Annotated in this window: 12 protein-coding genes and 2 tRNA genes; 9 read left to right on the top strand and 5 right to left on the bottom strand. The window is 46.4% G+C overall.

The window, feature by feature from the left end; translation table 11 throughout:
- Positions 1 to 101: 101 nt before the first annotated feature.
- The 3 genes from K6V21_RS02375 to K6V21_RS02365 all read left to right on the top strand — a co-directional run bounded on the left by K6V21_RS02375 (position 102) and on the right by K6V21_RS02365 (position 5,275).
- Positions 102 to 2,399, top strand: coding sequence for a TonB-dependent receptor (locus tag K6V21_RS02375; protein WP_224321989.1), 2,298 nt, complete (start codon positions 102 to 104; stop codon positions 2,397 to 2,399).
- Positions 2,400 to 2,564: 165 nt separating this feature from the next.
- A complete protein-coding gene (locus K6V21_RS02370) occupies positions 2,565 to 3,962 on the top strand; it encodes a DUF4374 domain-containing protein (protein WP_224320744.1) in 1,398 nt (465 codons plus the stop codon).
- A 92-nt stretch (positions 3,963 to 4,054) separates the two neighbouring features.
- On the top strand, positions 4,055 to 5,275 hold the full coding sequence (locus tag K6V21_RS02365; RefSeq protein ID WP_224320743.1) for a PepSY-associated TM helix domain-containing protein: 1,221 nt from the start codon (positions 4,055 to 4,057) through the stop codon (positions 5,273 to 5,275).
- A 24-nt stretch (positions 5,276 to 5,299) separates the two neighbouring features.
- Here K6V21_RS02365 and K6V21_RS02360 read toward each other — a convergent pair whose 3' ends face one another.
- Positions 5,300 to 5,821, bottom strand: coding sequence for a hypothetical protein (locus K6V21_RS02360; protein WP_224320742.1), 522 nt, complete (start codon positions 5,819 to 5,821; stop codon positions 5,300 to 5,302).
- Between the two features lie 724 nt (positions 5,822 to 6,545).
- Between K6V21_RS02360 and K6V21_RS02355 the strand changes: the two genes are divergently transcribed.
- From K6V21_RS02355 to K6V21_RS02345, 3 genes are all read left to right on the top strand, one after another.
- Positions 6,546 to 9,485 (top strand): glycoside hydrolase family 2 protein, encoded by a 2,940-nt coding sequence (locus tag K6V21_RS02355; protein ID WP_224320741.1) that lies wholly within the window; start codon positions 6,546 to 6,548, stop codon positions 9,483 to 9,485.
- A gap of 342 nt (positions 9,486 to 9,827) precedes the next feature.
- On the top strand, positions 9,828 to 11,978 hold the full coding sequence (locus K6V21_RS02350) for a hypothetical protein (RefSeq protein ID WP_224320740.1): 2,151 nt from the start codon (positions 9,828 to 9,830) through the stop codon (positions 11,976 to 11,978).
- A gap of 231 nt (positions 11,979 to 12,209) precedes the next feature.
- On the top strand, positions 12,210 to 15,371 hold the full coding sequence (locus K6V21_RS02345) for a DUF4450 domain-containing protein (protein ID WP_224320739.1): 3,162 nt from the start codon (positions 12,210 to 12,212) through the stop codon (positions 15,369 to 15,371).
- A 90-nt stretch (positions 15,372 to 15,461) separates the two neighbouring features.
- Here K6V21_RS02345 and K6V21_RS02340 read toward each other — a convergent pair whose 3' ends face one another.
- The 4 genes from K6V21_RS02340 to K6V21_RS02325 all read right to left on the bottom strand — a co-directional run bounded on the left by K6V21_RS02340 (position 15,462) and on the right by K6V21_RS02325 (position 17,357).
- Positions 15,462 to 15,941, bottom strand: coding sequence for a DUF456 domain-containing protein (locus K6V21_RS02340; protein WP_224320738.1), 480 nt, complete (start codon positions 15,939 to 15,941; stop codon positions 15,462 to 15,464).
- A gap of 96 nt (positions 15,942 to 16,037) precedes the next feature.
- Positions 16,038 to 16,110, bottom strand: a tRNA-Pro gene (locus K6V21_RS02335).
- 16 nt (positions 16,111 to 16,126) lie between these two features.
- Positions 16,127 to 16,199 (bottom strand) — tRNA-Phe (locus K6V21_RS02330).
- Between the two features lie 156 nt (positions 16,200 to 16,355).
- Positions 16,356 to 17,357: a malate dehydrogenase gene (locus K6V21_RS02325; RefSeq protein WP_007217126.1), complete on the bottom strand. Its 1,002-nt coding sequence runs from the start codon at positions 17,355 to 17,357 to the stop codon at positions 16,356 to 16,358.
- A gap of 241 nt (positions 17,358 to 17,598) precedes the next feature.
- Between K6V21_RS02325 and K6V21_RS02320 the strand changes: the two genes are divergently transcribed.
- The 3 genes from K6V21_RS02320 (at position 17,599) to rplS (ending at position 20,137) form a co-directional block, all read left to right on the top strand.
- Positions 17,599 to 18,447: a S1 RNA-binding domain-containing protein gene (locus K6V21_RS02320; RefSeq protein ID WP_224320737.1), complete on the top strand. Its 849-nt coding sequence runs from the start codon at positions 17,599 to 17,601 to the stop codon at positions 18,445 to 18,447.
- A gap of 120 nt (positions 18,448 to 18,567) precedes the next feature.
- A complete protein-coding gene (locus K6V21_RS02315; RefSeq protein ID WP_224320736.1) occupies positions 18,568 to 19,644 on the top strand; it encodes a hypothetical protein in 1,077 nt (358 codons plus the stop codon).
- A gap of 139 nt (positions 19,645 to 19,783) precedes the next feature.
- Positions 19,784 to 20,137, top strand: a complete 354-nt coding sequence (gene rplS, locus K6V21_RS02310) for a 50S ribosomal protein L19 (RefSeq protein ID WP_007212144.1) — start codon at positions 19,784 to 19,786, stop codon at positions 20,135 to 20,137.
- Positions 20,138 to 20,147: the final 10 nt, after the last annotated feature.

Raw genomic sequence — 20,147 nt, 5'->3', positions numbered from 1 at the left:
TGCATAAAACTCTTTGTAAATTGAAAGCAAATATAGAAGGACTTACCTTATTTATTGTCTTATTATTTTCTTCATTATCAGTCTATTCACAAGGCGGGACTATGATTTCCGGCAAGATACTGTCTACCGAGAAGGAAATCGTTGATTTTGCGACTGTCTACTTGAAAGGAACCAGCTATGGAGGTACTACCAACCAAGAAGGTATCTATCATATAAAGGCTCCCGCAGGCAATTATACCCTGGTAGTGTCTGCCATCGGCTATAAGACAGTAGAGAAACAAGTGAAGCTGATTGCAGGGGAGCGCGCGAAACAGAACCTCACGATTACTCCCGAGACACAGCAGTTGGACGAAGTGACCATTGTTTCTACAGGAGTAACCCGCTTGAAGAGATCAGCCTTTAATGCAGTGGCTGTCGATACGAAAGAGTTACAGAACACTACTAAGAATCTGAGTGATGCCTTAACCAAGGCACCGGGTATGAAACTTCGTGAATCGGGTGGTGTAGGTTCGGATATGCAACTCATGCTGGATGGATTCAGTGGAAAGCACGTCAAGGTATTCATTGACGGTGTACCGCAGGAAGGCGTAGGAAACTCTTTCGGGCTGAATAATATTCCTGTGAACTTTGCCGATCGGATTGAGGTCTATAAAGGAGTAGTACCTGTGGGATTCGGTACCGATGCCATCGGTGGGGTCATCAATATTGTAACCAACAAGAAACGTCGACGCTGGTTTCTGGATGCCTCCTATTCTTATGGCTCATTTAATACACATAAATCATACGTCAACTTCGGACAAACCTTTAAGAATGGTTTTACGTATGAAATCAATGCTTTCCAGAATTATTCAGATAACGACTATCATGTAGAGGCACCGGTAGAAGACTTCGAAACCGGCAGAATTGACAGGGATAAGAAGGTACGTGTAAAGCGCTTCAACGATACATATCATAATGAAGCCATTATCGGAAAGATTGGTTTTATAGATAAGTCGTGGGCGGATCGTTTGTTGTTGGGTTTCACCTATTCGCACATGTATAAGGATATACAGACCGGTGTCCGCCAGGAAATCGTATACGGTCAGAAGCATCGTAAAGGCCATTCACTGATGCCTTCATTGGAATATAGCAAGCGTGACCTGCTCACTAAAGGTCTGGATATGGCACTGACCGTCAATTACAATAAGAATGAAACTACCAATGTGGATACTGCTTCATACAAATACAATTGGTATGGGCAGAAGGCCCTGTTGAACTCTCCCGGTGAACAGTCTTACCAACATTCACGGGCGGACAATAACAACTGGAACGGTACGCTGACCGTGAACTACCGCATTGATAAGGCGCAAATGTTGACTTTCAATCATGTACTGAATGCTTTCCACCGTTCCAACACCTCGCTGCTTGCCAAGGAAGAGCAAAAAGAGGCTATCGCTAAGGAGACCCGCAAGAATATTTCCGGCCTGTCCTATCGCCTGATGCCGTCTGAAAACTGGAACTTCTCCGTATTCGGCAAATATTATCACCAGTTTGTAGGAGGGCCGATGGCTACATCCAGTAATCAGAGTGAGTATGTGCGCACTACCCGTGATGTGAGTTCCATGGGCTATGGTGCAGCCGGAACCTATTTCATATTGCCCGGCCTTCAGGCCAAATTGTCCTATGAGAAAGCCTACCGACTGCCTACTATTGAAGAAATGTTCGGTGATGAAGACCTGGAAATGGGAGATATCGGCATTAAGCCTGAGAATAGCGACAACCTGAACCTTAACCTCAGCTATACCCGGACATTCGGGAAACACTCCGTATATGTGGAAGGAGGCCTGATATACCGTAATACAAAAGACTATATTCAGCGTAACATTGCTGACCTGAGCGGAGGTAAATCAGCTGCTACCTATATAAATTATGGTAAGGTGTTGACGAAAGGCTTTAATGTTTCCGCCCGATATGGTTTCGGAAGATGGCTGAGTGTTGGAGGAAACTTTACGCAGATGAACGTGCGTGACAACATGAAGACCTCGATCTCCAGCAGTGCGGCCAATCTTGCCTATAAGGAGCGTATGCCCAATCTGCCGTATATGTTTGCCGATTCGGATGTGACGTTCTATTGGCGCAACCTTTGGAAGAAGGGTAATACACTGACGGTTTCCTACGACAACCAGTATCTGCATAGTTTTACTTATTATTCATCTAATATCGGATCGAATAAGGACGATTATGTGGTACCTAATCAGTTCTCGCACAATCTGGCGCTTTCTTATAGCCTGCGCAACGGACGGTATAATTTATCGTTTGAATGCCGCAACTTCACGGACGAGAAACTGTATGACAACTTCAGTCTTCAGAAGCCCGGACGGGCATTCTACGGGAAAGTGAGGGTATACTTTGGAAATTAAAGATGATTGATCCGATAAGAAAGGAACTATTTCACCACAGAGGGCACAGAGGACACAGAGATTATAATTATCTCTGAATTAGAAATCTAAAAACTCTGCGTCCTCTGTGTCCTCTGTGGTGAAATTATAGTATAAATTTAGATTAATATTAAAGGTAAAAGCAAGATGAAGAAGAAGAACTTTTTAACCGGACTTTTTGCAACAGCAATAACCGGACTGGCGCTGACAGCGTGTACTGACAATGAACCGAGCCTTGGTGGTGGCACTGAAGGTAGAGGCGAGTATGTGATAGCATCCTCGGTTACAGCTTCGGGAAATACTACGAACGTTCTATTGACTTCCGAAACATTGGATAAAGGAACGGTTTCCGCCATAAATAATGGCCTTGTGAATGACGGTGCGTCACAATGGATCTTTTATAAAGATCAATATCTGTATGGTTTGACCTACAATCAGGGTAATGCCGGTACTACCCGTTCATTCGTCATGAACTCAAATTACGAAATGGTGGCACGCTCGGGCGAGTATGCAGTGAAGCGGTTCACCAGCTATGGTATTTACGGGGGATATATCATCACTTCTTCTACAGGTGACGGATATACCGGGTATGCCGATGATAATGGTTACTTACCTAAGACATTCCTGCTTTCTTATCTGGATGTAGAGGCCGAAACTTATAAGACCAATGACACTCAAAACAAGGCCTATCTCTCAGAGAATTTCCTGGGAAATGGTGAGTTTGTGACGCTGGCAGGTATTTTACAACACGGCAACAAGATTTACAGCGCAGCTGTTCCGATGGGGCTGAGCCAGTATGGTGCAGCGTACAATAATGGCGAGTGGGTGTTGCCGGGTAATCAAGACCTGATAAAGACGGAAGACGGTGGCTCAAACAGCAGCAGCTATAAGAAAGGCGAGTTGCAATGGACACAATATCCCAATGAGTGTTGGGTAGCCATCTTCGATGATGAGACTCTTACCAGCAAGAAACTGATCAGTACAGACCGGATCAGCTATGCTTGCGGGCGCAATAGATCTCAGTATTACCAGACAATCTGGGAAGCAGATAACGGTGACGTCTACGTTTTCTCTCCCAGTTATGCCAAGACGATGGACGATGCACGCCAACAGACCACTCTGCCTGCCGGTGTAGTACGTATTCCTAACGGCACGGAAGACTTTGACGATTACTATTGTGATCTGGAAGCTCAAAGTGACGGAAAATCATTCCTCCGTTGCTGGCACATTACGGGTGACTACTTCCTTATGTTGATGTATGACCGTCCTTTGACTGAAGATGATTTTACTGCGAATCAACTGGCCATCTTCAAGGCAGGCGACAAGAAGCTGACTTATGTAACCGGCTTGCCTGAGACTAATTTGATTTCCGGTTTCGGCAACGCGCCTTATACCGAAAATGGCAATGTTTATCTGACTGTAACGACAACCGAGGGGTATCCTGCCATCTACAAGATCAATCCATCGAGCGCCACTGCAACGAAGGGAGTTACCATTGAAGCTACTCAGATCAGCGGTGTGGGCCGGTTGACACCTACTAAATAAACGCAAAACCATTCATTGATTATAATTAGGGATAAAGAGCCTGCTAGTATGTGCCGGGCAGGCTCTTTTTCCGAGCTTCATAAACTGACATAATGAGAAAGATATTCCGTAATATACACTTATGGCTTTCCGTTCCTTTCGGAATACTGATCACGTTGATCTGCTTTTCGGGTGCGGCACTGGTATTCGAGAAAGAAGTGATGGAACTTTGCCATCGCGAGCTCTACTTTGTGAAAAAGGTTGAGGCTGCTCCGCTACCCATGGAGCAATTGATGACTAAAGTAGCGGCAACCTTGCCCGATAGCGTATCAGTGACCGGCGTTAATATTTCGTCTGATCCTGAACGGGCTTACCAGGTCACGCTTTCCAAACCCCGTCGTGCATCTATGTATGTGGATCAGTATACGGGTGAGATTATGGGTAAATATGAACGAGCGCCCTTTTTCAACTTTATGTTCCGGATGCACCGTTGGTTGCTGGACAGCATGAAGCAGGATGGCGGCATCTTCTGGGGGAAGATGATTGTCGGTACCAGTACGTTGATGTTCGTGTTTGTACTGATATCGGGTGTAGTCGTTTGGTGGCCGCGTACGCGCAAGGCATTGAAGAACAGTCTGAAGATTGTAGCGAATAAAGGTTGGCGTCGTTTTTGGTACGACTTGCATGTGGCAGGCGGAATGTATGCACTTGTCTTCTTGCTCGCTATGTCTCTTACAGGATTAACATGGTCTTTCCAGTGGTACAGGACAGGATTTTATAAAACCTTTGGCGTGGAAGTGCAGCCCGGTATGGGGCATGGAAATGCGGCAGCCAATGCGACGGCCAAAGGCGGTAAACGGGAGAAGAGTCCCGAAGGCAGAAGTGGAAGACCCTGGAATAGAGGTGAAAAGCCTGAAGGCAGGGGAGAACATTCCGAAAGTCGGGAAGGAAGGAAACACTCTCCTTATACTAATTGGCAACAGATATACGAACAGTTGGCCGAGGCAAATCCGGACTACAAACTAATCAGCGTATCCGATGGTTCTGCCAGTGTTGCTCTCCCTCGTTTCGGCAACCAGCGGGGAACAGACCGTTATAAGTTTAATCCACGTAATGGCGAGATTACCGAAACAACGCTCTATAAGGATCTGGATAACTCCGGTAAAATCCGTGGATGGATTTACTCCGTGCACGTGGGCAGTTGGGGAGGTATGCTGACAAGAATATTGACGTTTATTGCCGCCTTGGTAGGTGCAAGTCTTCCATTAACAGGATATTACTTGTGGATACGTCGATTAAAGAAGCGAAAAATAAAAAGAGAAGCAATACGTTAGGAAACTAGATATGCGGATGGATGATTATCCAAGAGGATTTTCATCCAATCCGCCACCGCTATCTCCGCCCGAAGGCTTGTCGGAACCGGAGCCACCTCCACTGATTCCTTTGGCACGGCGATAGTCGGAAAGGGAAGCATATTTCACTTCATCTTCAGTTACACAGTTCACTGTAAACTGAAGCTTATTGATAACTTCCGAACGGAAAAGTTTACTGGGTTGAAACACGATACGGGCATCCTTAATCATTGAGTTCGCATTAAACTCATTGATATCTTCCACACCCTCGCTTCTGAAAGCGATGCGGAAGTTTCCGTACCGGCCTGCGCGTACAGAATTTCCATTTAATAACTCCTTTATAGCTTCTCTGAAGAACAACTCAATGGATGAATCCATTTCAGTAGGTGCAGTCGATGTATTTTCAGAGGCATTACGGGTAACGACATAGGTATTTTCCGCTTTGCCTGTATTAGAGACTCCATACCATTTGGCAGGTTTATCCTTTTTTAAATGGTTAACTCTCTTTATAAGATTAATCTTTATCATATATTCTCTTGTTTTTAAAGTAGTCTTTCGTCATGCCATCTTATGAAGGTTTTATTGGCGATCGGCTGATTGTTGATAATTATGTATGCCTCTCTTTTTATATTTCTCTTCTTTTTCTCTATCTTCCGATTTCAGCGACTGAACAAGCCGAATTTTACTGACCCACGCTACAGCGTATTGTAGAGGGGGTAGTACCTCCCATTTTAGGGGGGTGTTAACTCCCCAGTTGGGGAGTGCGTTATTCCCCAGTTGGGGAGTGCGTTGTTCCCCAGTTGGGGAATGCGTTACTCCCCAACTGGGGAGTTAACGCCTATTTAACTAGGGAAATTTCATCTGTAAAGCGATGGTGTCGAAGCATAAATATCTGTAAATACTTTTGGTTTTCATCTATATATGTATAAGGTCATCATCAGGATAAAAGATGAACGGTCAGTCACCCATATGACAAAGGTAAGGAATATATATAGTAAATAAGAAGATATGGGGAATTATTTTTAAAATAGTATAGAAAGGAATTATTTCACCACAGAGGACACAGAGAGCACAGAGGTTATAATTATCTCTGAATTAGAAGTCTAAAAACTCTGCGTTCTCTGTGTCCTCTGTGGTGAGAAGAAGCTTATATAGCTTACATCATTTTGTACAGCCAGAAAATCATTCTATTTATTTCCTGTTTGCCTGAGAATGCCTTCCTTTGTAAAATCGAATAATAAAGCCAAATACTATGAGCAGGAAGCACTTTCTCGGAACCATCCTTTTCTTACTGACCACTTGGGTTGTACAAGCCCAGAAGGCAGAACGCCAATATCTTTCCGGCACCGGGCTGGGCAACACGGTGACCTGGCAATTCCGCGTCTCCGAAGGCCGGAACAGCGGACACTGGAGTAAAATAGAAGTCCCCTCACAATGGGAATTGCAAGGCTTCGGCGAATACACCTACGGCCGCTGGTATAAAAAGCCGGGCGTGAAGAACCCTTCGATGGAAGAAGGTACATACAAACGTTCTTTCCGCATACCCCGCAACTGGCAGGGACAGAACATACGTCTCTGGTTTGACGGTGTAATGACCGATACCGAGGTTCTCATCAACGGGCAATCGGCAGGACCGGTGCATCAGGGCGGTTTCTATCGCTTCTCTTATGACGTAACGGAATTGCTGAAATACGGAAGTTCCAACCAAATAGAAGTACGGGTGAAGAAACATTCCGATAACCGTACAGTAAATGCCGCCGAACGTAAAGCAGACTGGTGGCTGTTCGGTGGAATATACCGCCCGGTATGGCTGGAAGCAAAACCGGCAACACATATAGAACGTCTGGCTGTGGACGCCCGTGCGGATGGGGAACTGAAAGTTGAAGTACATCTACAAGGTACTACCGGAGAAGAAAGCCTCTCTATGGAAGTGGCACCGATATCTGCAAAAGATGCCGAACACCGCCCCGTGAAGGTTACTAAAGAACCTGTTCAGCTGTTGACCGCTCATTTTGATGGTATTTCTCCATGGACTCCTGAGTCTCCTGTACTCTATCGGCTTACAGTCTCTTTGTTCGGTAAGGAAGGAAACATCATTCATTCCATGGATACGCGCATAGGCTTCCGCACCATTGATTTCCGCCCCCGCGACGGACTCTACCTGAACGGTACCAAGCTGGTTATGAAGGGAATCAACCGCCACTCTTTCCATCCCGATGGCGGACGAACCACAAATAAAGAACTCAGCATAGAGGACGTGAAGCTTATCAAAGAAATGAATATGAACGCCGTCCGTTCTCATTATCCGCCCGATGAGCATTTCCTCGATGCCTGCGACTCGCTGGGCTTGCTTTATATCGATGAACTGGCAGGCTGGCAGAATGCTTACGATACCCCGACCGGCACCCGGCTTGTCCGCGAAATGCTGACGCGCGATGTGAATCATCCATGTATCGTGTTGTGGAGCAATGGCAATGAAGGCGGATGGAATACTGCCATCGACAGCCTGTTCCGTACATACGATCCCCAGAAACGTCATGTCATCCATCCCTGGGCGGACTTTGACGAACTGGATACCCATCACTATCCCGCTTATCTTACAGGAGTGGCCCGTTTCACCAATGGCTATAAAGTCTTTATGCCTGCCGAGTTCATGCACGGCCAGTACGACCAGGGGCATGGTGCCGGACTGGAAGATTTCTGGGCACGCTACACCGCTCATCCGCTCTTTGCCGGAGGTTTCATGTGGGCATATAGTGATGAGGCAGTGTGTCGTTCAGACCGCGGCGGGGCACTGGATAGTGAAGATTATAATGCACCGGATGGTATTCTGGGGCCTTTCCGGGAAAAAGAGGGCAGCTATTATTCAGTTCGTGAAGTCTGGTCGCCGATACACGTAGAACCATTAATGATTACTCCTTCGTTCCGTGGGGATTTCCGGGTATCGAACAGATATCTGTTTACAAACCTAGGTGCATGCTCCATGCGCTGGCGCGTGCTTCATTGCACGTCACCACTGAATAGTGATGGAGAAGGGGAAGTTGTGACAGTCGCTGACGGAGGTGCACAGGCATGGCGTCAGGTGCTGGACAGTGGAAGGGTGCAGTTACCATCATTAGTTCCCGGAGAAACAGGATTTGCACGCATCGATCTGCCGGATAATTTCTTCAACGGAGACATTCTGGAACTTGAAGCATACGGAGCAGATGGTGAGAGTGTCTGTACACGTACATTCCCGATACATTACGCGAAAGACTATCTGAAAGGTGAGTTACAGCCGAAGGGGGCAGATGCCCATCCATCCGGTTCACAAAGTACATCAGTAAGTACAGACTCACAGAATATAACTGTAAGTAATTGTCATGTTGAGGAAACTGATACTCTGATTACATTGCATTCTTCTGCCATCACTGTCTCTTTCCGAAAGAGCGATGCCACTATCACTTCTGTGACGAGGAATGCTGACGGACGAATCATTCCGTTGAAAGATGGTCCTGTTGCTGTTGGGATGAAGATGGTGTTGGCTGATCTGTCTGCTCGTACAGAAAATGGAGATGCGGTTCTTTGTGCCCGTTATCGTGGTGCGGCAGACTCTATTGTTTGGCGTCTGACGCCGGACGGATTGCTCTCGATGGATGCTGTGTTACTGAACCGAGCTTCCGGTGGTGGTGGCTTCGACGATGCTTTCACGGACACCGAAGTGCTGAATCTTGGCCTTACCTTCTCTTATCCTGAGTCCGAGTGTTCCGGTATGCGTTGGATGGGACGCGGTCCATATCGTGTATGGAAGAATCGTATTCCGGGGGCAAATTATGGTATCTGGCAGAAAGATTATAATAATACAATCACCGGTGAAAGTACCGAACGTCTGGTTTATCCGGAGTTCAAGGGCTATCATGCCAATCTCTACTGGGCAACTTTGCAAAGTCCTACCGCTCCATTTACGGTTTATGCGGCAAGTGACGGAATCTTCCTTCGGGTATTCACTCCCGAAGAACCTCACGGACGTCAGGATGGCTTGAACACCATGCCCGACTTCCCTGCCGGAGATATTTCCTTCCTGCTCGATATACCTGCTATCCGTAGCTTCAAACCTATTAGTCAGCACGGGCCACAGAGCCAGCCGGGAATTATCCGTATCAAGAAGGGGGATGAGGGGTTACGCCTCAATCTGATGTTTGACTTCAAGTAAATGATAATTTAGCGGAGATGGAATGGGTACGCGGACTACGCGGATAAGGCGGACGAACGCGGACTTTAATCTTTTAGACGCGGATGACACGGATGACGCGGATTTTTAAAGCTGCGCTATACATACCGGCATATCACACCGAAGGAAAAAAGAATCCGCGTCATCCGTGTCATCCGTGTCTGAAAGATTACTTGCACGCCGAAGGAGAACCTTGCTCCAGCGCTACGCTGGTAAATTATCATTTACCTTATCATTTCTGACAAACTATATATAGTCCTCCACCTTAGGAACTACTATCTTTGTGCCCAGCTATTAATCTAACTATCTGTTATAAAGAATACCATGAGAAAAGTATTTTATTCCCTTCTTGCCGCTTTCGTGCTGACGGCTTGTGGTTCGGAGAAACAAGCTCCGATAGACCGTGAAGCATTGGTGGCCCGTAACAATCCCCAAGTATCCTCATTCGATTCGTTGGCTTCGCTTAGTGTCGGCAACGGTGAATTTGCGTTCACGGTAGATGCTACCGGTTTGCAGACATTTCCGGCCATGTATAGTAAAGGTGTACCCTTGGGCACACAGAGTCAGTGGGGCTGGCATTCATTTGCCAATCCTAAAGGATATAAGCATGAGGAAACACTGAAAGCCTTTGATTTCGGTCGTGGTCACGAAGAACTCTATGCCTGCCAGTTCAAGGAACCGGGCCGCCAGAAAGAATCTTCCGATTGGTTTCGTATGAATCCGCATCGCCTGCATCTGGGCATTATAGGCCTCGAACTGGGCGAGGGAGTGAAAGCTTCTGATATTACTGAGATTCAGCAGACACTGAATATGTGGAAAGGTGAAATCACCAGCCACTTCATGTTGAATGGCAATGCTTTCGATGTGCAGACAGTCTGCCATCCTAACCAGGATATGATTTCTGCTTGTGTTACCAGTCGTGCGCATGCGGGTGTTAATCTGCGTTTTCCTTATCCTACAGGCGGACATGCCGATGATGCCTGCAATTGGAATGCGAACGACAAACATTCCACAACTATCGTTCGTCAGGATGCTCAAAGTGCTTTATTGAAGCGTGTGCTTGACGAAACAACTTATTACGTAACCCTCCGTTGGGAAGGTAAGGCCCGTCTGGCCGAGAAGTCGAAGAACTATTTCGTACTGACCCCCGAAGAAGATATGCTGGCCTTTTCCTGCCTGTTTACACCGAACTTTCAGGGAACCATATTCGAAAGTGAACCTGCTGTCTATGCCGATGACAAAGCATTGCCCGCTTTCACCGAAACCGCTGCCGCCAGTGCCACATACTGGACGGATTTCTGGAAGAATGGTGCTGCCGTCGACTTCTCTCATTGCACGGATCCGCGTGCCCCGGAATTGGAACGTCGCGTATTGTTGAGTCAGTATCTGCTTGCTATCCAGTCGGCTGGAAGTGTACCTCCGCAGGAAACAGGTTTGACTTATAACTCTTGGTTTGGTAAATTCCATCTCGAAATGATCTGGTGGCATCAGGCATGGCAACCTCTTTGGGGACATGCCAATCTGCTGGACCGTACACTGGGTTGGTACGAAACAGTAGAGCCTGTTGCCCGTGAAATAGCCCGTCGTCAAGGGTTCCCCGGTGTACGCTGGATGAAAATGACCGACCCCAGTGGTACGGAAGCTCCCTCAAATGTAGGTTCTTTCCTGATCTGGCAACAACCGCACTTTATCTATCTGGCAGAGCTAGTCTACCGTGCCAATCCTTCGGATGAAGTGATTAAGAAATACAATCGCCTGGTACAGGAAACTGCCGAGTTCATGTATGCTTTTGCAACTTATGATGAGTTTCACGGACGTTTCATTCTGAAGGGAGCTATCCCTGCACAAGAGACGCTGCGTGCAGCTACTACCATCAACCCGCCTTTCGAGTTGTCTTACTGGCACTTTGCCATGCAGACCGCGCAGAAGTGGCGCGAGCGTGCCGGAGAGAAGCGTAACCTGGAGTGGGATGAGATGATTGATAAACTTTCTCCGCTTGCCTATAATGAGGATCATCTTTACCTTGCTTCCGAAGATGCTGTTGATACATACAAAGATATTCGTTTTACTAGCGATCACATGGCTGTATTGGGGTCTGTAGGTATCCTTCCGATGAATAAGCTCATCCGTGACGACTACATGAAGAATACCCTGCACTGGGTGTGGGACAACTGGAACTGGGGTAAGACCTGGGGATGGGATTATCCGATGACCGCCATGAATGCCACTCGTCTGGGCGAACCGGAAAAAGCTGTCGGTGCCCTGCTGATGGATAAGCGCACGAATACATATTTACAGAATGGACATAACTATCAGGATGGCCGTCTGCGCTGTTACCTGCCCGGTAATGGAGGCTTGCTGACTGCCGTAGCGCTGATGTGTGCCGGTTGGGATGGTTGCCAGGTGAAGAATCCGGGCTTCCCGCAGGACGGAACATGGGATGTCCGTTGGGAAGGTTTGAAACCGATGCCATAACGGAAAAGAAAAGAAGGAAAAGAGTGGTAAGGTGATAGGGTGATAAAGTGATAAAGTGATAGGGTGATAAAGTGATAGGGTGATAAAGTAGCTACGCTATATATCGCAGAGCGTTATCATTCTACCACTCTCTCACCCTACCACCTTATCACCCTCTCACCCACTACCTTACCACCCTATCACCCACTACCTTACCACCCTATCACCCTATCACCTTTTATTTATATCATAATGAAACGAATCTTTTTCTATACCTTCATCTCCTTGTTGCCTGCTTTCGCCTATGCGCAATATACCACCGGTAATAAACCGAAAAGTGCCGGCGACCGCATCGAATCCACCTCTTACAATGATCATAAGCGGGGTGCTGCCCGTACCCTGCAATATCGCCCGGACGGTGAAGATTTTGTAAGTGTCAATGGAAAGAACCGCTATACTCGTGCCCTTTATGGCAGCCATACCGCTTTCCGTCTGGAAACGAGTGACCGTCCTATTTTTGCTGTCTACGAAAAGCGCAACAGTAAGAATATACATTTCCATCTCGTACTGGCTGATAGTTCAGTGACTCCATTGGAAGAAACCGCTTGGTGTGAGTCTCGCTACACCCCCGGACGGCGTTCCTATCGTCTGAAGCACCCCTCCTGGGGAGCAGATGCTGAACTGCAAATCTCTGCTCTTGCTTTGCCGGATGAAGATGCTGCCATTTGGAAGATTACTCCCGTAAATATGCCTGTAGGTGCAGTCTTGCGCCCTATGTTGAGTGAAATCCGCCTGAACAGATTGAGCCGTAACGGTGACATGGGGGCCGATCCTCCCGGTTGTTTTGATGCGCCCGAGCAACCTCAGCAATTACAATCATTGGGTATCTCCCTTTTCGACCGGCAGGATGTTTATGTACTTGTACGTGACTATTCCTTGGTAGTACCTTCACAGGAAGAAGGCATTTCCCTTTATAATAAGTCTGAACAAGCTCGTGCCGATCTTGCCTCACGTATCAGGATCACAACCCCCGATCCATACTTTAATACTCTGGGTGGTGCTCTTGCCGTAGCTGCTGATGGCATCTGGGATGGTGAAGTCTGGTTGCATGGGGCTATTGGCTGGCGCATGCCTCTCAGTGGCTGGCGTGCTGCTTATACCGGTGATGCCTTAGGTTGGCACGACCGTGCCCGTACGCACTTCAATGCTTATGCCGCCAGTCAGGTGACAGAGGTGCCGAACACGATTCCACACCCTGCACAGGATTCAGCTCTTGCTTTGGCACGCTCTGAAAAGAAGTGGGGAACCCCACAATACAGTAACGGCTATATCTGCCGTAACCCCCGTCGGAACGATCAGATGCATCATTATGACATGAATCTTTGTTATATTGATGAACTCTTGTGGCATTTCAACTGGACCGGTGATTTGGAATACGCCCGCCGTATGTGGCCTGTCCTGACCCGTCACCTTGCCTGGGAAAAACGAAACTATGATCCCGATAATGACGGACTTTATGATGCCTATGCCTGCATCTGGGCAAGTGATGCCCTTTATTATAATAGTGGTGCGGTCACTCATTCTTCTGCCTATAACTATCGTTCCAATCGCCTCGCGGCTATGATTGCCGAGAAGATTGGCGAAGACCCTGCATCCTATCGTGAAGAAGCTGACAGAATACTGAAAGCTCTGAATGCCCGCCTTTGGATGCCCGAACGTGGACATTGGGCTGAGTTTCAGGATTTCATGGGGCATAAACGTCTGCATACCAGTCCCGGTGTATGGACTATCTATCATGCATTGGATAGTGACATCGCCGATCCTTTCCAAGCCTATCTTGCCACCAGTTATGTGGATCGCGAAATACCACATATCCCCGTTCGTGGCGATGGCTTGAAAGATGAAGGTTATGCTACTATTTCCACTACGAACTGGTTGCCTTATTCCTGGAGTATCAACAACGTTGCTTTTGCCGAAGTGATGCATACTGCTCTTGCTTATTTTCAGGCAGGACGTGCGGATGCAGGTTTCCATCTGCTCAAGAGTTCTGTCCTCGATGGCATGTATCTGGGTGAAAGCCCCGGTAACTTCGGGCAAATCAGTTTTTATGATGCTGCCCGTGGAGAGTGTTACCGTGACTTCGGAGATCCTATAGGTGTAGCTTCCCGTGTATTGATACAAGGACTCTATGGTATCCTTCCTGATGCCATGAACGGACGCCTGCTGGTGAAACCCGGCTTACCTTCCTCTTGGCCTTTTGCATCTCTGCATACTCCGGATATTGATTTTGACTTTAAGCATACTAATGAAGCGGTAACATCCTATACAATCATCCACCGATTACCTGCGGTGCGTACATTGGAGCTTCAGTTTCCGGCACAGCGCTCGGAAGTGGCGAAACTTACAGTCAATGGAAAGCCTGCAACATGGACATTGGTAGAGAACTCCATCACCCGTCCGGTACTTTCCGTTATTACCCCTGCTTCCTCGGATGAAAAAGTGGAAATTAACATTGAATGGGGTGGGGAAGTGCTTGGTAGTCCGACAAAGTCTCAGATAGAAGCTACCCCTGCCGAAGCTCCTGTTCGTTTCGTTCCGATGCAACAAGGGGATATGAAATGGTGGGCTCCTGTAGATAATCCGATGGCCGCAGATAAGGGTAATTCTACTCAGTTCTCCGCCTTTGCTAAAGTCAATTCTTCTAAGTGTGAACCGGTTGTGATGGATGAGCAATTCAATTCTGCCGTTACAGATATATTCCGTAATGAGTATCTTTCACCCCGTTCTCCTTATACCACTTTGCAGATACCCAAGCAAGGCATCGGTGAATGGTGCCATCCTTTGCATACGGTGGATATTGATGATTCCGGGCTTCGTTCTTCCGTTCAGAAGGGAGTGTTGAATACTAAGCTGGGAGTTCCTTTCCGTACTCCTGCTGAGGGTCAAAATATAGCTTTCACATCCTTGTGGGATAATTATCCGGATAGTTTGACGGTCTCTCTCAAAGGAAAGGCATCCCGTGCCTATTTACTCATGGCAGGTAGCACCAATCACATGCAGTGCCATATTGACAATGGGCTGATACGTGTTTATTACAAAGATGGTACTTGCGATAAGATGGCTTTGCGTAATCCCGATAACTGGGCGCCCATTGAGCATATTTTCTTTGAAGATGGTATGGCTTTCAACCGACATGCTCCGGCACTTTATCGCCTGCGTCTTAAAACGGGTGAGGTCAGCAATAACTTTGGAGAAGAATTAGGCTTTCCCGGTGCCTCCCGTGAATTGGATGGTGGTGGTGCCATATTGCTTGAAATGCCCTTGAATCCTGATAAGAAACTTTCCCACCTCGTTCTTGAAACTCTTTCTAATGATGTGGTGATTGGGTTGATGGGAATTACATTGCAACGATAATAGTATAATCACCACAGAGTGACACAGAGTCCCACAGAGTTTAATTTGAAATCAGAACTCTGTGGGACTCTGTGTCACTCTGTGGTGAAATCATATCAATGCCTTTACGAAACACCACACGAAGTACCCGCAAACTACTACCTTAAACACTGTCCCCACCAGAAAACCAATCAGTGCTCCAATACCTGATTTTAGGGCATCCCTTGCACTTCTCTCTCCCAAGAGTTCTCCGATGAAAGCCCCTCCAAAAGGACCGATAACAATTCCCCACGGGCCGAGAAAGATGATTCCGAGGATTGAACCTATCAGGCAGCCCCAACTTCCCCATTTACTTCCTCCGCTGTACTTGCTTCCAATCATGGGAGTGAAATAGTCCAATACTTGCACTATCACTACCAGAAATAACCAAATCAGTAATTGAGATGTGGAAAATTGCGCCTTATCTGTAATATGGAGTAATAACAAACCGGCGTATGAAATGGGCGGTCCGGGAATTATAGGGAGGATACATCCCAATAAGCCTACTATGAGGCATAGACTTCCTAATATGATCAGTATGATGTCAAGCATAATAGAATCGGATTAGAATTAGAATAATGTTGTTTGGGGGATTGAGAATGTAACAAAAAAGGTCTAACTCCTTTTGAGAATCAGACCTTCTTTGTGTCGGAATGAGGCGACTCGAACGCCCGACCCCTACGTCCCGAACGTAGTGCGCTACCAACTGCGCTACATTCCGATACTTTGCTTACGAGTGGTGCCACCAGGAATCGAACCGGGGACACAAGGATTTTCAGTCCTTTGCTCTACCAACTGAGCTATGGCACCTTCTTCGTTTGCGGGTGCAAAGATAAATAGTTTTTTTAATACAGCCAAAGGATTTCTGAAAAAATAAAAGAAAATTCCCCCTGCGCCCGGTTTGTGTGAGCGCAAGAAGGAAAGTCTAAACAGGAGTTCTCGGGGGTATTCCCTTATATATATAATTTAGTCAATGTTCGGGTTGATGCTTTTCCAATCCTTAATAGCAGGAAGTACTCCCATTCCAATCACTTCGTCACGCAATTTACAGAGGTGAGCATAACTTTCTTTCAGCTTGGCTTCCTCTTCCGGAGTGCCTTTCAACTCTTTGTAGTGTACACCGTCTTTGGTGATTTCAGTTTCCATTGCCATCATGATGTGGTCGAAGCCATGACTGTGTACATACGTACCTGCAGGCCAACGGAATGGTTTACCACCCATAGCGGCAGCGATCATTTCTATGGAAACGTATGCCGGGCTTTGGAAAGAAGAACGTCCGCGAAGATTGATGATGTTAGCGCCACCTTTGGTTACCTTGCTTTGGATTTCAGCCCATTGTTCAGCGGTAAGGGCAGGTGTGCCGATGATTTCCAACAGAGGTTTACCATCTACTTTGGCAGTTGAAGCATAAACAGCCATCTGTTCTCCGTGACCGCCATACGTACGGCAATTTTCTACCTTATCAGGAGAAATGTGGAAATGCTTGGCGAGTTCACTACGCAAACGGGTACTGTCGAGAGCTGCGAGAGTAGTTACCTGTGAAGGTTTCAGACCGGAATACAACAGAGTGATCAATCCGGTAATGTCGGCGGGATTGAAGATAACTACTACATGTTTCACGTCCGGGCAGTAAGCTTTTACATTTTTACCGAACTCTTCAGCAATGGCAGCGTTACCTTTCAGCAGGTCTTCACGTGTCATGCCGGCTTTGCGGGCGGCACCACCTGAAGATACAATGTATTTGGCTCCGGTCAACGCTTCTTTGATGTCGGAAGTATACGTAAGGTTCAGTCCTTCGAAACCGCAGTGAAACATTTCTTCTGCTACACCTTCCAGTCCCGGTCCATACGGATCGTACAGGCAAATATTGGGTGTCAAATGCATCATAATGGCAGTCTGTGCCATGTTAGAACCAATCATTCCGGCGGCTCCTACAATCGTAAGCTTTTCGTTTGTTAGAAATTCCATAACTTTTATGTATTTAAAAGGTGAATATAATTTTCCTTATCTTTAGTTTCCCGATACAAAAATAACTGTTTTCCAAGAGATTTGTTCATAGAAAAAAGTTATGGCTTAGATTGAAAAGTTATGCCTTATGCTTAATCTTTGCTTAAAAGCGAAGATAAGCTGCATCTTAGCATTAAAAATAATCAAGCTTATTTTGTACTGCCTTTGGTTTGCATTATCTTTGCCCCAAACGAAAGAAATTATGAGCATCGAATTAGGTAAATTCAATATCTTGCAGGTAGTCAAGGAGGTGGAGTTCGGCATGTATCTGGATGGTGGTGAGGATGGAGAAATCCTGCTTCCTCTGCGTTATGTGCCCGAAGGTTGCCAGCCGGGAGACGAATTGAATGTATTTATATATCTGGATAACGAGGAACGCCTTGTTGCCACAACATTGACGCCGCTGGTGCAGGTAGGCGAGTTTGCCTGTTTGGAAGTAGCATGGGTAAATGAGTATGGAGCATTCTTGAACTGGGGATTGATGAAAGACCTTTTCGTGCCTTTCCGTGAACAGAAGATGAAGATGCAGGTAGGAAAGAAATACGTTATCCATGCTCATCTGGATGATGAAAGCTACCGTATCGTAGCTTCGGCCAAAGTAGATCGTTATCTTTCTAAAGAGGACGCGCCTTATGAAGCCGGAGATGAGGTGAATATCCTCATCTGGCAAAAAACGGATTTAGGCTTCAAGGCGATCATTGAGAATAAGTATGGTGGCTTGTTGTATGATAGTGAGATATTCCAGCCTTTGCATACCGGCGATCAGGTGAAAGCTTTCATCAAGCAAGTACGTGAGGATGGTAAGATAGACTTGATACTTCAGAAGCCGGGTTTTGAAAAAGTGGATGACTTCTCGAAAACCCTGTTGCAATATATAAAGGATAATGGCGGGCAGATATCTCTGAATGATAAAAGTCCGGCAGATGACATTTATGCCACTTTTGGCGTTAGCAAGAAAACTTTCAAGAAAGGTGTAGGCGACCTTTATAAGAAACATCTCATCCTTTTGAAAGAGGATGGCATCGTGTTGGCAAAATCCCCGAAGTCCTAAACAGATTAGGGAAATCCCTATATAAGAATAGAGAGAAACAAATGAATAGGGGATAATCTTCCCCTATTTTTGTTTCCAACAAAGAATAGACAATTCATAAACTAAGTAAAAAACGCTATCATGAAACGAATATTATTTATCCTGCTTGCCACTTTGAGTACTGCTGTTTGCAGCGCAGGCACGAATGCTATGAGTAATAGCAAAGTACGTAAGGAGACTCGTTTCCTCACAGATAAAATGGCTTACGAGCTGAACCTGAGCACCGAACAATACAATGATGTATATGAAATCAATTATGACTTCATTTCCGGTGTACGCTATGTAATGGATGATGTGCTATATGGTAATGAATGGGCACTCAACCGATATTATGACTATCTGGATGTACGTAATGACGATCTCCGCTGGGTGCTTAGTAGCCGACAGTATACCCGCTTTATGCAGGCGGAGTATTTTTACCGCCCCATCTATACCAGTGGAAACCGTTGGTACTTCCGTGTTTATGTCACGTATACCAACCACAATCATTTCTATTTCCCCCGTCCGTATCACTACCGCACGTATGTAGGCGGGCACTATCGCACGCATCATAATAATGTGAGCTATTATCGCGGACGCTACAAACATCCATTTTATAATGGTTCGTATCGTATTCGTGATACCAAGTCTTATACAACACACCGCCGTTCGGATTTTGGCTCTGTAACTGTACGTCCCGGCTCTGACCGTGTGCCGTCGAGAGATGATGTGTATACTACCCGTCGCAGTAGTTCAAGTAGTAATCGCACTACCACTCCAAGCACTACCCGCAGGGAAAGTACGAACAGCAATGCAACTACTAATACCAGCAGCAGTTCACGCAACAATAATAGTAGTTCACGTCGTACCAACAGTAGTACGAGGAGTAGTGCTACTGACACTAATAATAGCTCGCGTACCAATAATAGTAGTTCACGTAATAGTGGCAGTTCTCGTACTAACAGTAGCAGTACGCGTACCAATAGCAGTAGTGAAACGAAGAGCAATACAAGCTCTTCCCGCCGTAGCAGCAGTACTACACCGAGTACCGAACGTAAGGAAAGCAGTTCTTCCAATGTACGGAGTTCTTCCGGAAGCAGTACCCGCAGCAGCGGTTCTTCTTCAACAAGAAGCAGTAGTTCCGGTAGTTCCAGCCGTTCTTCAGGCGATCGTCGCTAAGCAAAAAACGAGCGAATTATTTGTGTATCTGCCGAATAATTCGTTCCTTTGCACCGCTTTCGCGCAATCGCTGTCAGGACCTACGAGAGAAGCCTGGTATGTTGCGTTGTAACGATCAAACAATTTAAGAATAATAACAATGGATTTAATTAAAATTGCAGAAGAAGCATTTGCTACCGGTAAACAACACCCGAGCTTCAAAGCAGGTGACACTGTTACAGTAGCATATCGTATCATCGAAGGTAACAAAGAACGTGTACAGCTGTATCGTGGTGTTGTTATCAAGATTTCCGGTCATGGAGACAAAAAGCGTTTCACTGTACGCAAAATGTCTGGTACCGTAGGTGTAGAACGTATTTTCCCAATCGAATCACCGGCTATCGACAGCATCGAAGTGAACAAGGTAGGTAAGGTTCGTCGCGCTAAATTGTACTATCTGCGTGCTCTTACCGGTAAGAAAGCAAGAATTAAAGAAAAAAGAGTTAATGGCTAATCAGCTATAC

It is taken from the genome of Bacteroides cellulosilyticus, assembly GCF_020091405.1.
Taxonomy (GTDB): domain Bacteria; phylum Bacteroidota; class Bacteroidia; order Bacteroidales; family Bacteroidaceae; genus Bacteroides.
The sequence above is the reverse complement of the archived record's forward strand: the minus strand, read 5'-3'. Positions and strand labels throughout refer to the sequence as shown.

Excerpts from the sequence above, each read along its gene's own strand:
- rplS (WP_007212144.1), top strand. The coding sequence starts at position 19,784 with ATGGATTTAATTAAAATTGCAGAAGAAGCATTTGCTACCGGTAAACAA.
- K6V21_RS02375 (WP_224321989.1), top strand. The coding sequence starts at position 102 with ATGATTTCCGGCAAGATACTGTCTACCGAGAAGGAAATCGTTGATTTT.
- K6V21_RS02325 (WP_007217126.1), bottom strand. The coding sequence starts at position 17,357 with ATGGAATTTCTAACAAACGAAAAGCTTACGATTGTAGGAGCCGCCGGA.
- K6V21_RS02340 (WP_224320738.1), bottom strand. The coding sequence starts at position 15,941 with ATGCTTGACATCATACTGATCATATTAGGAAGTCTATGCCTCATAGTA.
- K6V21_RS02365 (WP_224320743.1), top strand. The coding sequence starts at position 4,055 with ATGAGAAAGATATTCCGTAATATACACTTATGGCTTTCCGTTCCTTTC.
- K6V21_RS02370 (WP_224320744.1), top strand. The coding sequence starts at position 2,565 with ATGAAGAAGAAGAACTTTTTAACCGGACTTTTTGCAACAGCAATAACC.
- K6V21_RS02355 (WP_224320741.1), top strand. The coding sequence starts at position 6,546 with ATGAGCAGGAAGCACTTTCTCGGAACCATCCTTTTCTTACTGACCACT.
- K6V21_RS02360 (WP_224320742.1), bottom strand. The coding sequence starts at position 5,821 with ATGATAAAGATTAATCTTATAAAGAGAGTTAACCATTTAAAAAAGGAT.
- K6V21_RS02345 (WP_224320739.1), top strand. The coding sequence starts at position 12,210 with ATGAAACGAATCTTTTTCTATACCTTCATCTCCTTGTTGCCTGCTTTC.
- K6V21_RS02350 (WP_224320740.1), top strand. The coding sequence starts at position 9,828 with ATGAGAAAAGTATTTTATTCCCTTCTTGCCGCTTTCGTGCTGACGGCT.
- K6V21_RS02315 (WP_224320736.1), top strand. The coding sequence starts at position 18,568 with ATGAAACGAATATTATTTATCCTGCTTGCCACTTTGAGTACTGCTGTT.
- K6V21_RS02320 (WP_224320737.1), top strand. The coding sequence starts at position 17,599 with ATGAGCATCGAATTAGGTAAATTCAATATCTTGCAGGTAGTCAAGGAG.